Source organism: Stappia sp., from assembly GCF_048261845.1.
Lineage (GTDB): Bacteria > Pseudomonadota > Alphaproteobacteria > Rhizobiales > Stappiaceae > Stappia.
In genome coordinates this window covers 60,921-74,504 of sequence record NZ_JBLXFR010000003.1, presented here as the reverse complement: position 1 = coordinate 74,504, position 13,584 = coordinate 60,921, and the positions used below count along the sequence as shown (strand labels likewise).

General features: G+C 63.3%; 11 protein-coding genes. 2 read left to right on the top strand and 9 right to left on the bottom strand.

Features of this window, described 5'->3' with window-relative positions; genetic code table 11:
• Positions 1-26: 26 nt before the first annotated feature.
• The 5 genes from ACN0T5_RS02615 to mnmE all read right to left on the bottom strand — a co-directional run bounded on the left by ACN0T5_RS02615 (position 27) and on the right by mnmE (position 6,214).
• Positions 27-923: a ParB/RepB/Spo0J family partition protein gene (locus ACN0T5_RS02615; RefSeq protein WP_417767059.1), complete on the bottom strand. Its 897-nt coding sequence runs from the start codon at positions 921-923 to the stop codon at positions 27-29.
• A gap of 119 nt (positions 924-1,042) precedes the next feature.
• Entirely contained in the window at positions 1,043-1,870 is an 828-nt protein-coding gene (locus tag ACN0T5_RS02610) for a ParA family protein (RefSeq protein ID WP_417767058.1), read from the bottom strand.
• A 6-nt stretch (positions 1,871-1,876) separates the two neighbouring features.
• Positions 1,877-2,512 (bottom strand): 16S rRNA (guanine(527)-N(7))-methyltransferase RsmG, encoded by a 636-nt coding sequence (rsmG, locus tag ACN0T5_RS02605; RefSeq protein WP_417767155.1) that lies wholly within the window; start codon positions 2,510-2,512, stop codon positions 1,877-1,879.
• A 38-nt stretch (positions 2,513-2,550) separates the two neighbouring features.
• Positions 2,551-4,497 (bottom strand): tRNA uridine-5-carboxymethylaminomethyl(34) synthesis enzyme MnmG, encoded by a 1,947-nt coding sequence (mnmG, locus tag ACN0T5_RS02600; protein ID WP_417767057.1) that lies wholly within the window; start codon positions 4,495-4,497, stop codon positions 2,551-2,553.
• Positions 4,498-4,870: 373 nt separating this feature from the next.
• Entirely contained in the window at positions 4,871-6,214 is a 1,344-nt protein-coding gene (gene mnmE, locus ACN0T5_RS02595; RefSeq protein WP_417767056.1) for a tRNA uridine-5-carboxymethylaminomethyl(34) synthesis GTPase MnmE, read from the bottom strand.
• A 178-nt stretch (positions 6,215-6,392) separates the two neighbouring features.
• Between mnmE and ACN0T5_RS02590 the strand changes: the two genes are divergently transcribed.
• Positions 6,393-8,441, top strand: a complete 2,049-nt coding sequence (locus tag ACN0T5_RS02590) for a thioredoxin domain-containing protein (protein ID WP_417767055.1) — start codon at positions 6,393-6,395, stop codon at positions 8,439-8,441.
• A 23-nt stretch (positions 8,442-8,464) separates the two neighbouring features.
• On the opposite strand, the gene ACN0T5_RS02585 is transcribed toward ACN0T5_RS02590, so the two are convergent.
• The 4 genes from ACN0T5_RS02585 to hemE form a co-directional block, all read right to left on the bottom strand.
• Positions 8,465-9,034 (bottom strand): GNAT family N-acetyltransferase, encoded by a 570-nt coding sequence (locus ACN0T5_RS02585; protein ID WP_417767054.1) that lies wholly within the window; start codon positions 9,032-9,034, stop codon positions 8,465-8,467.
• Positions 9,035-9,220: 186 nt separating this feature from the next.
• A complete protein-coding gene (gene rho / locus ACN0T5_RS02580; RefSeq protein WP_306030416.1) occupies positions 9,221-10,486 on the bottom strand; it encodes a transcription termination factor Rho in 1,266 nt (421 codons plus the stop codon).
• Positions 10,487-10,822: 336 nt separating this feature from the next.
• Positions 10,823-11,248: a protoporphyrinogen oxidase HemJ gene (hemJ, locus tag ACN0T5_RS02575; protein ID WP_417767053.1), complete on the bottom strand. Its 426-nt coding sequence runs from the start codon at positions 11,246-11,248 to the stop codon at positions 10,823-10,825.
• Positions 11,249-11,255: 7 nt separating this feature from the next.
• A complete protein-coding gene (hemE, locus tag ACN0T5_RS02570; RefSeq protein ID WP_417767052.1) occupies positions 11,256-12,275 on the bottom strand; it encodes a uroporphyrinogen decarboxylase in 1,020 nt (339 codons plus the stop codon).
• Positions 12,276-12,731: 456 nt separating this feature from the next.
• On the opposite strand from hemE, the gene ACN0T5_RS02565 reads away from it, so the two are divergent.
• Positions 12,732-13,580, top strand: a complete 849-nt coding sequence (locus tag ACN0T5_RS02565; RefSeq protein ID WP_417767051.1) for a pyruvate, water dikinase regulatory protein — start codon at positions 12,732-12,734, stop codon at positions 13,578-13,580.
• Positions 13,581-13,584 lie beyond the last annotated feature (4 nt).

The following is a 13,584-nucleotide window of genomic DNA, read 5'->3' as shown; positions in this document are numbered from 1 at the left end:
GCAGATCAAACACGCAGTTTGCCGGATCAGCCGGGAACGCCCAGCAGGCGGCAGATCTCGTCGAGCTGCTCCAGCGATGCATACTTGATCTTCAGCTCGCCCGCGCCCTTGTCCTGCTTGTGTGCGATGGCGATCTTCAGGCCGAGCGTATCGGTCAGCCGCTTCTCCAGCGCTTTCGTATCGGCGTCCTTTGCCTGCTTCTCCGCCTTGCTCGGAAGCTTTCTCGTCAGCGCCTCCGGGTCCTGGGCAAGACGCTCCGCCTCGCGAACATTCAGACCCTTCTCGACAATCAGCTCGGCAAGCGCGGCCGGATCCTCGGCGGTGATGAGGGCGCGTGCATGGCCAGCGGTCAGCAGCCCCTCCGCGAGATAGTCCTTGACCGAATTCGGCAGCTTCAAAAGGCGCAGCGTGTTGGCGACATGACTGCGGCTCTTGCCTATCACCTTGGCAAGTTCACTCTGGCTGTACGAAAACTCCTGGACAAGCTGGTCGTAGCCAAGCCCCTCCTCGATCGGATTGAGGTCGGCCCGCTGGACGTTCTCGATGATCGCAAGTTCCAGCGCCTCCTGATCGGTGACGTCGCGCACCACCACAGGAACCATATGCAGGCCCGCGCGCTGCGCGGCCCGCCAGCGGCGCTCGCCGGCGATGATCTCGTAGGCATTGTCCCGGTCGGCCACCGGCCGAACGAGCAGCGGCTGCACGATCCCCTTCTCCCGAACGGAATTGGTGAGATCGTCGAGATCGGCCTCGGTGAAACTCTTGCGCGGGTTGCGCGGGTTCGCCGTCAAAAACTCGATCGGCACCCGCCGGGTGTCACGCGGCGGACGCGGATCCGCGGGCGGCTCGGTGCCGACCTCGCCGATCAGCGCCGCAAGGCCGCGTCCGAGCCGCTTCTTCTTTCCGCCGTCGTCTTCCGCCATGTCTCACTCTACCCGTTGTCGCATCCCGCTGCGCAGGACGGTCTCGCCGCCCCCCATTCGCGCGTTCAACCCGTGCCGGCAAATCGTTGCGCCGCCGAATCCTTCGCCAGAGAGAAAATCTACGCGGCAACCCCGCGCAGCGAACGCTCCCGCTGGATGATCTCCGAGGCCAGACGAAGATAAGCCTGGCTACCGGAACACTTCAGATCGTAGAGCAGCGCCGGCTTGCCGTAGGACGGGGCTTCCGACACCCGCACATTGCGCGGGATAATCGTCTCGTAGACCGCATCGCCCATGGTCTCACGCACATCCGCAACGACCTGCGCCGATAGATTGTTCCGGCTGTCATACATGGTCAGGACGATGCCATGGATCGACAGTTCCGGATTGAGCGCCGCCTTCACCTGCTCCACCGTGCTGAGCAACTGGCTGAGACCCTCGAGCGCGAAAAACTCGCACTGCAAGGGCACGAGAATCGAGTGAGACGCCGAAAGTGCGTTGATTGTCAGAAGGTTGAGAGACGGAGGACAATCGATGAGGACATAACTGAAATCCGGCATTCCGGAATGCCGGCCCTCTTCCGCCAGTTCGGAGATCGCCTTGCGAAGGCGATGTGCCCGGTCCTGCCGTCCCGCGATCTCGAGCTCGACGCCGAGCAGGTCCATCGTCGACGGCGCGACCCACAGACGCGGCACCGCCGTATCCTGGATCGTTTCGGCAAGCGAACAGTCGCCGATCAGGACATCATAGGTGGAAACGTCGCGGTTTCGCCGGTCGATGCCGAGACCTGTCGAGGCATTGCCCTGCGGGTCGAGATCGATCACAAGCACCCGTTCGCCAATGGCGGCGAGCGCCGTTCCGAGATTGATGGCTGTCGTCGTCTTGCCGACGCCACCCTTCTGGTTTGCCAGCGCCAGGACGCGGGGAGTTTGAGGCAGCATGCTCATCCGGATCTAACCTTTCCCTGTCGCGCCACGGGGCCGGATTTGCCTGAGTGTCAGGAGCCGGCTGTCGGGATCGATGAGGCTTACTGTTTGTACCAGATCGAAGTCCCAAGCGTGAGACGCTTGCGTCACCTCGTCGCGGAAATTTTTTCCTTTGTGGAAAATCGCCGGTGCACCGGCAGCTGAAAACGGTTCGACATAGGCGCAAAGCTGCGAAAGGTCAGCAAGCGCCCGGGCCGACACGGCCTCGACCTCGCCGCTCAAGCTTGCCGAGACATCCTCGATCCGCCCCGCATGCACCTGCGCGGGACACCCTGTCTCGCGAATGACGGCACGCAGGAACGCCGCCTTCCGCTGGTTGCTTTCCACCAGATGAACGCAGGCACCCGCCTCGCCCCGACCGGACAGTACGATCGCCGTGACCAGCCCGGGAAACCCGGCGCCACTGCCAAGATCGGCCCACACGCGGGCATCCGGGGCCAGTTGCAGGATCTGCAAGCTGTCGGCAACATGCCGGCGCCAGATTTCCGAAAGGGTCGATGGCGCCACAAGGTTCTGCGCCTTCTGCCAATGCAGGAGCAAATTCACATAGATGCTCAGGCGCTCGACTGTTTCACGTGAAACCGGGCAAATGTCGTGAAGCAGTTCCGGGCCGTCAACGACCGCAGCACCGACGGGGCGGCTCACGCGACGGCCTCGCCGGGAGCCTCGCCGCGGCGGCGCATTCCGCCGCCCTCCACGCGGGTGAGTGATCCCTTGCGGACATGCGACAGAAGCAGCGTCAGCGCGGCCGGCGTCACCCCCTCGATGCGGGCCGCCTGTCCGAGCGTTTCGGGCCGGGCATCATTGAGCTTCTGCCGCGCCTCGTTGGACAGGCCCTTGACCTGCGCGTAGTCGATATCGGATGGCAGCACCAACGCCTCGTCCCGGCGAAGAGCCTCGATATCCGACACCTGCCGCTTCAGATAGACGGCATAGAGCGCATCGATCGCCACCTGCCCGGCAATCTTCGGATCAAGCCGGCCGATCTCCGCCGGCCAGACGGCTTCCAGCCTGGCGAGATCGATATCGGGATAAGAGAGAAGGTCATAGGCCGATCGGCGAACGCCATCCTGGTTTATGGGCAACCCGGACCGGCGCCCCTCCTCCGGCGTCAGCGACAGCGCCTTGAGCACGGAACCGGTCTCCTCGATGGCCGCGCATTTGCGCGTAAAGGCAGCCTGCCGCTCCGCTGAGACGCAACCAAGCGCGATGCCCACCGGCGTCAGCCGCTGGTCGGCGTTGTCGGCGCGCAGGGAGAGGCGGTACTCGGCGCGCGAGGTAAACATCCGGTACGGCTCGCTGATGCCACATGTCACGAGGTCATCGATCATCACCCCGAGATAGCCGGAGTCGCGGCCGAAGACGACCGGTTCTTTTCCGCCCGCCTTCAAGGCCGCGTTGAGCCCCGCCACGAGCCCCTGCGCCGCAGCCTCCTCGTATCCGGTTGTCCCGTTGATCTGGCCCGCGAGATACAGTCCGCCGACGCGGCGCGTCTCGAGCGTCCGGTCGAGCTCTCGCGGATCGACATGATCGTACTCGATCGCATATCCCGAACGCAGGACTTCAACATCTTCCAGACCCGGGATGCTCCTGAGAAAGGCGAGCTGCACGTCTTCCGGCAAGGATGTCGAAATCCCGTTCGGATAGACCGTCGGATCGTCCAGCCCTTCCGGTTCCAGGAACACCTGATGGCTGTCGCGATCGCCAAACCGGACGACCTTGTCCTCGATGGACGGGCAGTAGCGCGGGCCGCGGCCGACGATCTCTCCGGAATACATCGCGGAACGATGCAGGTTCTCCCGGATGATGGCATGCGTCCGCGCCGTCGTGCGGGTGATGTGGCAGGAGACCTGCGGCGTGGTGATCGCGCCTGTCAGCGTCGAAAATGGTTCCGGATCCGAATCGCCGACCTGCTCCTCCAGCCGGTCCCAGTGAATGGTCCTGCCATCCAGGCGCGCCGGCGTTCCCGTCTTCAGGCGACCAAGGTCGAACCCGTGCTCCAGCAACGAGGCGGACAACTGCTCCGCAGGCGCTTCGTCGGCCCGGCCCGCCGGAATCTTGCGGTCGCCGATATGAATGACGCCGCGCAGAAAGGTGCCGGTGGTGAGCACCACTGCCCCGCAGGCGATCTCCCGCCCATCCGCCAGCGTAATGCCACCGACGCGCCCGCCCGCAACGACAAGCCGGGCAGCCTCTCCCTCGACCACCGTCAGGTTTCCGGTCTCGCGGATCGCATCCTGCATTGCCTCCCGGTAGAGCCTCCGGTCGGCCTGGGCGCGGGGTCCGCGAACGGCCGGCCCCTTGCGACGGTTCAAAAGGCGAAACTGGATGCCCGCACGATCGGCAACGCGGCCCATCAATCCATCGAGTGCGTCCACCTCACGCACGAGGTGCCCCTTGCCAAGCCCCCCGATGGCGGGGTTGCAGGACATGATCCCGATCGTGTCGAAGCGATGCGTCACGAGGGCCGTGCGGGCGCCCAGCCGCGCAGAGGCCGCGGCGGCCTCGCAACCCGCATGGCCACCGCCGATCACCACCACGTCGAACCCGGCGCCGAACCCGCCTGCGCCCGGGACCCTGTCAGACATCGTCATCGTCACTTCTTCTCGCCACTTTGATCGGGCTTTCCGCCCATGGACGCCTCCGAGCCGACCTCGCCTCCACCGGCAAGCATGTCGGCGGGCGGTTGTCAGGGTGTCCGGCTCTTGTGGATAAATCCAGGAATGGTGATAGCGAAATGACGGCGCCCGGTCAAAGCGCTTCGCGCACCACAGGTGGAGCCGGCCCTCTCCCGGGCCCGCCGGCCCGCCCGCAATAAAGAGCGGCAACCCGAGGAGACAGAATGGGCTCCGAACCCGAAACGACGGGTTCGGCAGCTCGGCTCGGTCATCGTTACGGATGAGTCTTCATTACGGTTTTGAATCGATCGCCGGATTCCGGTGTTTCACGTGAAACGCTCGTTTACTTTCCGATACAAAACTCGCCGAAAATCACGTCGAGAATATCCTCCACGCCGATGCGTCCGGCAATGTGGCCAAGTGCGCCCGCCGCCCGCCGCAGCTCTTCCGCCCTCAGTTCCAGCGGCAGGGAACTTGCGAGCGCGCCCTCCACCGCTTCGAGGGCGCGGGCCAGGTGCCAGCGGTGGCGTTCCCGTGTGGCGACGGGATCATCGAGCTGGCCGACCAGAGAGCCAGCAAAGTCGCCCAGCTTCGCAAGCAGTAGGTCCATGCCGTCACCCGTGAGGGCCGAGACGCTGAAGACCGGCGTTTTCGTCCCCGTCTTCGACGGGCCGGTATGCCCCTCGCCGCTGGTCAGATCCGCTTTCGTCAACACCCTCCAGACGGGAACGGATGATTGCGGAAGCGAATCGATATCATCGGGTCCCGGGTCTCCCGGGTCCGACAGCCAGAGCACGAGGTCAGCCGTTCCGGCTCGCTCCAACGCCCGCCGGATTCCCTCGCGCTCAACCACCCCTGTGGTCTCGCGCAAGCCTGCCGTGTCGACCAGGGTAAGAGGCAGACCCGAAAGGTCGAGATGCACTTCGATCACGTCCCGTGTGGTTCCCGCCTCTTCCGTGACGATCGCCACGTCACGCCGTGCAATGGCATTCAGCAAGCTCGACTTGCCGGCATTGGGTCGTCCCAGCAGGACAACCTGCAGCCCGGCGCGAAGCCGCTCGGCCGCATGCGAGCGCTCGAGATGCGACGTGATATCGAGACGCAGCGTCTCGACGTCCTCCCACACGACCGAGGAATTGTCGTCGGGAACGTCCTCCTCGTCGGCAAAGTCGAGCTCCGCCTCGATCATGGCGCGGATCCGCAAAAGCCGGCTGCGCCAACCGTCATAGAGTGCGGTCAATGCCCCCCCGGCCTGCGACACGGCCAGCCGACGCTGTGCCTCTGTCTCGGCTGCGACGAGATCGGCAAGGCCCTCCACCTCAAGCAGGTCGAGCCGCCCGTTGTCGAAGGCCCGCCGCGTGAACTCGCCGGCCAGCGCCGGCCGGCATCCTGCTATCCCGGCAAGCGCACCAAGGACGGCCGCAACCACGGCACGGCCCCCATGACAATGGAGCTCCACCACGTCCTCGCCGGTGAAGCTGGCGGGACCGGGAAACCAGAGCACCAATGCGCGATCGAGCAGGCTTCCGTCCGCCGGGTGTCGCAGGGACCGAAGGCTCGCCTGTCTTGGCGTCGCGGTGCTTCCGGACATCGTTTCGAGTACGAATCGGCTGGCCGGCCCGGAGACGCGGATGACCGCCACTCCGGCCGGGGGAGCACCGCTGGAAACCGCGAAGATCGTATCCACGAACACCTCATTCCATCCTGCCGGACCAACGACCGGACACCCGTGCGACTGGCGGCTCTTGGCGAAGCTGCGCCCCCGCCTTACCTTCCCGTACAGGCCAACACGCAGCACCGCGTTGTCCGGCGGTCCCGTCCAGACGACCCGCGACCGTCACCGACCCTCATACCCGGACCGGCCCATGACCGACAACCGCCTTGGCGACGCCACCAGCCCCTATCTCCTCCAACACAAGGACAATCCCGTCGCCTGGCGGACATGGGGCAGCGAAGCTCTCGCCGAAGCGCGCGAGACGGGCAAGCCCATCCTTCTGTCCGTCGGCTACGCGGCGTGCCACTGGTGCCACGTCATGGCGCATGAGAGCTTCGAGGATGACGAGGTCGCCGAGGTCATGAACCGGCTCTTCGTCAACATCAAGGTCGACCGCGAGGAGCGGCCGGATATCGACCAGATCTACATGAACGCCCTGCATGCGCTCGGAGAGCAGGGAGGCTGGCCCCTTACGATGTTCCTCACCAGCGAAGCCGAACCCTTCTGGGGAGGAACCTATTTTCCCAAGACGCCACGTTGGGGACGGCCGGGCTTCATTGAAGTGCTGGAAGCCATCTCTGCCACGTATCATTCGGACCGCAGCCGAATCGATACGAACCGCCAGAACCTGATGCAGCACCTCGCCCGTGCACCCCGTCGCGGCGAGATCCTTCAGCCCGGGCTGGCGGTCCTGGCCGGTGAACGGCTGGCCGGCCTGCTCGATCCCGAGAACGGGGGAATAAAGGGTGCGCCCAAGTTCCCCCAGGCGCCGGTTATGGACCTTGTCTGGCGCGCCGCGCTCCGTTCGGGCAACGACGACATGCTGACCCGCTGCATTCACACGCTGGAGCGGATGAGCAATGGCGGGATCTACGATCACGTCGGCGGCGGGCTTGCCCGCTACTCTGTGGACGAGCGCTGGCTGGTCCCGCATTTCGAGAAAATGCTCTACGACAACGCCCAGTACGTTTCCCACCTCTCGCGGGCAATATCCCTGAAACATCTCGATCCTGAGCTGGCCGGGATGTTTCGGAGGCGACTCGATGACACCGTCGAATGGATGACCCGTGAGATGCTGAACGGCGATGCGTTTGCAGCAAGCCTCGACGCCGATAGCGAGGGCGTCGAGGGCAAGTTCTATGTGTGGACGCCAGACGAAGTGGCCGCCGTTCTAGGACCCGCCGACGGCATTGCCTTCAGTCAGGCCTACGACATCACCTCGAACGGCAACTTCGAGGGGTCCAGCATTCCCAACCGCCTTGCCGACCGGCTCGTGCCGGCCGACGAGACCGGCCTTGCCCCCTTGCGGGCAAGACTTCTGGCCGCGCGCGAGACCCGCACCCGGCCCGGCCGCGACGACAAGGTCCTTGCGGACTGGAACGGTCACGCGATAGCCGCCCTCGCCCAGGCTGCCCATGTCAGCGGGCTGCATGGTGTTTCACGTGAATCGTGGCGGCGACAGGCAGCGAAGGCCTACGCCTTTGTCATGCAGTCCATGCAAGACCAGGACGGAGGGCTTGCCCATGCCTGGCGTGACGGCCGCCTGACACGGCCCGGTTTTGCCAGCGATCTCGCCTGCATGATGCGTGCGGCGCTAAGCCTCGCGGAGACAGCTGCGGAGCCGGCGGAGTGCCAGGGATATACCCGCGACGCGGAAACCCTGGCGGACGCCCTGGAACGGGACTTCTCTCACGAGGCTGGCGGCTATTACCTGAGCTCCGTTGCAGCCGACGATCTGATCGTCCGTCCCTACTCTCCGCTGGACGAGGCGGTTCCCAATGCCAACGCAGTCGCGGCGGAATGCCTTGCGCGGCTCTGGCACCTGACCGGCGATGATCACTATCGCGCCCGATGCGATGCGGTCCTCAATGCCTTCGGCGGTGAAATTCCCGTCAACGCCTTCGGCACCGCCGGTCTACTTTCCGCAATCGACACACGTGAGAACGCGGTTCTCGCAGTTGTCATCAGCCCCGACGGCAGGGCTTCCGCCGACTTCGACAAGGCGCTGTCGGATCGGGGCGACCCCGCACTGTTGCGCCTCCTCGGCGCACCGGGCCACGGGCATGCCGCGCATCATCCCCTGCACGGCAAGGCGCTGAAGGACGGGCGACCGACCCTCTACCTTTGTCGCGAGGGAACATGCTCGGCGCCGATCACCGATCCTTCCGAGGTCGCACCGGCCCTGGCAGCGCTGCCTTAGCGAAACAGGCGCCCGGGGCGGGATTATCCCGGTGCGGCGAGCGAACGCATCCAGTCCGTCCGTGACAGGCGATACAGCACATGAGGACGAAGGGGATGCCCCTCCCCGATCTGGGGGTGATCGAAGTCATCCGCTTCGTCCCGGCGCATTCCGATCCGCCGCATCACAGCCTGTGACGGTGTATTCTGCACCGCGGTGAAGGAGACGATCTCGGCAAGACCGAGGGTTTCGTAACCGAATCGAAGCCACGTCCTTGCAGCCTCGCTCGCAAACCCCTGTCCCCATGCTGTTCGTGCCAACCGCCAGCCGATTTCCACACATGGTGTGAACGGCAGATCCCAGACGGGCCTGCTCAGCCCGACAAAACCGAGGAACCGTCCGCTCGCCTTCTCCTCCACGGGCTGAAAGCAGAACCCGTCGTCCCGCGTCTTCATGACGGCACGTTCGATCAACGCCTTGCTCTCCTCGCGGCTGAGCACGGCCGGGAAGTAGCGCATCACTTCACTGTCGGCACAAAGCTCTGCAAACGGCTCAAGGTCGGTCTCCCGCCAAGGCCTCAGGAGCAGTCGCTCCGTTTCCAGTTCGACCGCCATGGACGCACTCCGTTCTTGCCAACTTGTCATTACAGAACCGAATCGACCTGATTCACGTGAAACATACCGAAGACGTGAATGCAAAACACCCGCACCATTCCTGGCGCGGGTGTTTCACGTGAATCTGTAAACCCGATCTGCGGAGCTCCGGCCGGATGACCGGCCGGGCAATTCACAACCGGATTGTCAGGTGTTCATGCTGTCGAAGAACTCGTCGTTCGACTTCGTCTGACGCAGCTTGTCGAGCAGGAACTCGATCGCATCGACCGTACCCATCGGGTTGAGGATACGGCGCAGAACGAACATCTTCTTGAGCTGAACCGGCTCGACCAGAAGCTCTTCCTTGCGGGTGCCCGAGCGCTGGATGTCGATCGCCGGGAACACGCGCTTGTCGGAGATCTTGCGGTCCAGAATGATCTCGGAGTTGCCGGTGCCCTTGAACTCCTCGAAAATGACCTCATCCATGCGGCTGCCGGTATCGATCAGGGCCGTCGCGATGATGGTCAGCGAGCCGCCTTCCTCGATGTTCCGGGCAGCGCCGAAGAAGCGCTTCGGCCGTTGCAACGCGTTGGCATCGACACCACCGGTCAGCACCTTGCCGGAGGACGGCACGACGGTGTTGTAGGCACGACCCAGGCGCGTGATCGAATCCAGCAGGATGACCACGTCGCGCCCGTGTTCGACAAGGCGCTTGGCCTTCTCGATGACCATCTCCGCCACCTGAACGTGGCGCACGGCCGGTTCGTCGAAGGTCGAGGAAACGACCTCTCCGTTGACCGTCCGCTGCATGTCGGTCACCTCTTCCGGGCGCTCATCGATCAAGAGAACGATCAGGTAGCACTCGGGGTGGTTGGTGGTGATCGCCTTGGCGATGTTCTGAAGGAAGACGGTCTTGCCGGTTCGCGGCGGCGCCGTGATCAGGCCGCGCTGACCCTTGCCGAGCGGCGCGACCAGGTCGATAACGCGCGAGGACAGGTCCTTGACCGTCGGGTTTTCGACTTCCATCTTCAGCCGCTCGTCCGGATAGAGCGGCGTCAGGTTGTCGAAGTGAACCTTGTGGCGGGCCTTCTCGGGATCCTCGAAATTGATCTTGTTGACCTTGAGGAGCGCAAAGTACCGCTCACCTTCCTTGGGGCTGCGAATCTCGCCCTCGACCGTGTCGCCGGTACGCAGGGAGAACCGGCGGATCTGGGAAGGAGAGATATAAATATCGTCCGGCCCCGGCAGGTAGTTGGCATCGGGCGATCGGAGGAAGCCGAAACCGTCCTGCAGAACCTCGACGACACCCTCGCCGATGATGTCGACGTCCTGCGCGGCAAGCTGTTTCAATATGGCGAACATCAGCTCCTGCTTGCGCATGGTGCTGGCGTTCTCGACCTCATGTTCCTCGGCGAAAGCGAGCAGTTCGGTCGGCGACTTGATCTTGAGATCTGAGAGTTTCATTTCCCGCATGGGCAAGGGGTAATCTTCTGCTAGAGGGTGGATGTGAGCGATCACGCAGTTTGCTTGCAGCAACCGGATCAAAGGACAGAAAAGGGATTGTCTGCGGATCGGAAGCCGGATCTTGCAATCCGGCCTGGTGCCTTGGGTATCCGTCGCGGTCGCGCCTGCCGGGCTTCCTGACCGATACGGGTGGTGACACCATGCCCGCAGGATGTGAGGTTGAGGGAATTTACATTCTTAACTTCGCAAGAGCAAGTGTCATTCTTGATGCTCCCGCAACAATACGTGCATCAGGGCTTGTACATATTCAGGACCCGTACGCAGGGTCAGCCATGAATGGCGTGTCTAGAACGGCTTCAAAACCACAAGAATGACAATAATAACCATGAAAACGGTCGGCACCTCGTTGACGATCCGGTAGTGCCGCGCTGTTCGCGTGTTGGCATCCGCGGCAAAAACGCGCACGCATTTCGCCAGATAGCCATGCAGGCCGCTCATTGCAATGACGACCGCGAGTTTTGCATGAAACCAGCCGTCGGCAAAAAATCCGCCTTCATGCGCCACCCACAGGCCGAACACCCAAGTCGCGATCATCGCCGGCGTGATGATCGCCTTGAGCAGGCGCCGCTCCATCACCTTGAACGTCTCGCTCTGCGGCGTGCCGGCCTGCGTCTCCGCGTGATAGACGAAGAGACGCGGCAGGTAGAACATTCCGGCCATCCAGGCGATGACCGAAATGATGTGCAAGGCCTTCAGCCACAAGTAGAGCATCGCCCCGTCAGCCTCTCGGGTCTTTCGCCTGCCGCACCCGGTCGATCATCCGCGCGACATTGTCGGGATCCGCATCCGGCGTCACGCCGTGCCCGAGGTTGAAGACCAGGGGGCCCTCACCCAGTGTCTCCAGAACCTGGTCGACACCGTCCAGCAGCGCCTGGCCACCGGCCACAAGCCGCATCGGATCGAGATTTCCCTGCACCGGCACCTGCTTCTGCACCTGTCGCGCAAGTAGGGCCGGTACCGTCCAGTCGAGACCGACCGCATCCACGCCCGTGCCGGCAATGAAATCCGCCAGCCGGGCAGCGGAGGCCTTGGGGAAACCGATGATCTTCGCATCGGGAACCGCTGCCCGCACGCCCTCGACAATTGCCTTCGTCGGAGCGATCGACCAGCGCGCAAACCCGGCATCGTCGAGCACGCCCGCCCAGGTGTCGAAAATCTGGACGGCATCCGCCCCGGCCTGGAGTTGTCGCACCAGATAATCGATCGACGCGGGGACGAGCTGGTCGATGAACGATTGCATCAGCTCCGGATCGCGATAGGCGCCGATGCGGGCGGCTGTCTGGTCCTGGGTCGTGTGTCCTGCCACCGAGTAGCAGGCAACCGTCCACGGAGCCCCGCAGAAGCCAAGAAGCGTCGTTTCATCGGGAAGCTCGGCCCGCAAGCGGGACACGGTCGCAATGACGGGGTCCAGATGCGAGACAGCACGTTCACGATCAAGTCGCCCGACCAGATCCCGGGACAAGGGGTCCAGCACCGGTCCGCGACCTTCCTCGAAGCGAACGGGATAACCGAGCGCGTCGGGAACCACGAAAATATCGGAGAACAGGATCGCAGCGTCGAAGCCGTAGCGCCGTATGGGCTGAAGGGTCACTTCCGTTGCAAGGTCCGTGTCGTAACAGAACTCCAGGAAATTAACCTTTTTTGAACGGGTGGCGCGGTATTCAGGGAGGTATCGACCGGCCTGTCTCATCATCCAGACAGGGGGTGGCCACAGCCGTTCTCCAGCAAGAACGCGCATGACCCGTCTCGAAGCCGTTTGAGTCACAAGGACCCCCTTTAAAAAAGAAAAGAATCCTTAAATGAGGATTCTGTTGTTTTTGTTTGTCGTTGGACAACCGGGATTATCGGTTGTCGACACTGCTCCACATGACCTGTTCCCTTCCACCGTGTCGAGGGGGTATCGGGCAAAAGAGATTTGTCGGCTACGGTGATAACCCAATTTATCTATTGTTCCCAGACGATTACGAGTTTGTTAACCATCTGTTAACCTTTAAGGCGGGACTGGACAGTCTGGGGACAGTCACAGAACAATCACATTGTCCCCGCAATGCCCGACACTTCCCGAACCGTTTCGCGCAACGGCCACCCATGTTGATTGTTTTCGCGCTTCGGGCATGGTGTCGGAGCGACAGGGGCAAAAGGCCCCGGTTTGCCCCTGATATCAACATACCGAGTGCGCGACGGGGATAACAGCTTGGGAAAAGCCCGTAACTTCTTCCACCTTCACATGGTTTCGGACTCCACCGGTGAAACCCTGATGACCGTGGCACGTGCCGCCACCGCCCAGTACGAGGACGTTCAGGCGATCGAGCACGTCTACCCCCTGGTGCGTTCGACCAGACAGCTCGACCACGTCATCGACGAGATCGAGCACGCCCCGGGCATCGTCCTCTACACGCTCGTCGATGCCGAACTGGCCAGCCGCCTCGAGCAGGCAGGCCGCGCCGCCGGTGTGCCGTGCGTCAACATCCTCTCGCCGGTGTTTTCCGTTTTCCAGTCCTACCTGAATGTGCGGCTGACCGGTCGTGTCGGCGGCCAGCACGCGCTCGATGCCGACTATTTCCGGCGAATAGATGCGTTGAATTTCACGATGCTGCACGACGACGGGCAGATACCGGACGATCTGGACGAGGCCGATGTGGTGCTGCTCGGCGTCAGCCGGACATCGAAGACACCGACCTGCATCTATCTTGCCAACCGTGGCATCAAGGCCGCCAACATCCCGATCGTGCCGGACATCCCTCTTCCCCGGCAGCTTCAGGAATCGCGAAAGGCGCTGATCGTGGCGGTCATCGCCTCCGTCGAGCGCATCCAGCAGGTCCGGCAGAACCGCATCCTGTCGCTGAGCGCGGCAAACTTCGCCAACGAGACCTATGTCGACCGCCGGGTGATTGCGCGCGAGATCTCGGTAACGCGCAAGATCTGTGCGGAAAACGGCTGGCCGTTGATCGACGTTACCCGCCGCTCGATCGAGGAAACGGCGGCCGAGATCATGACGCTCTACCGGGCCCACAAGAGCGAACTGGCGGACAGCGGCACCTGACCAC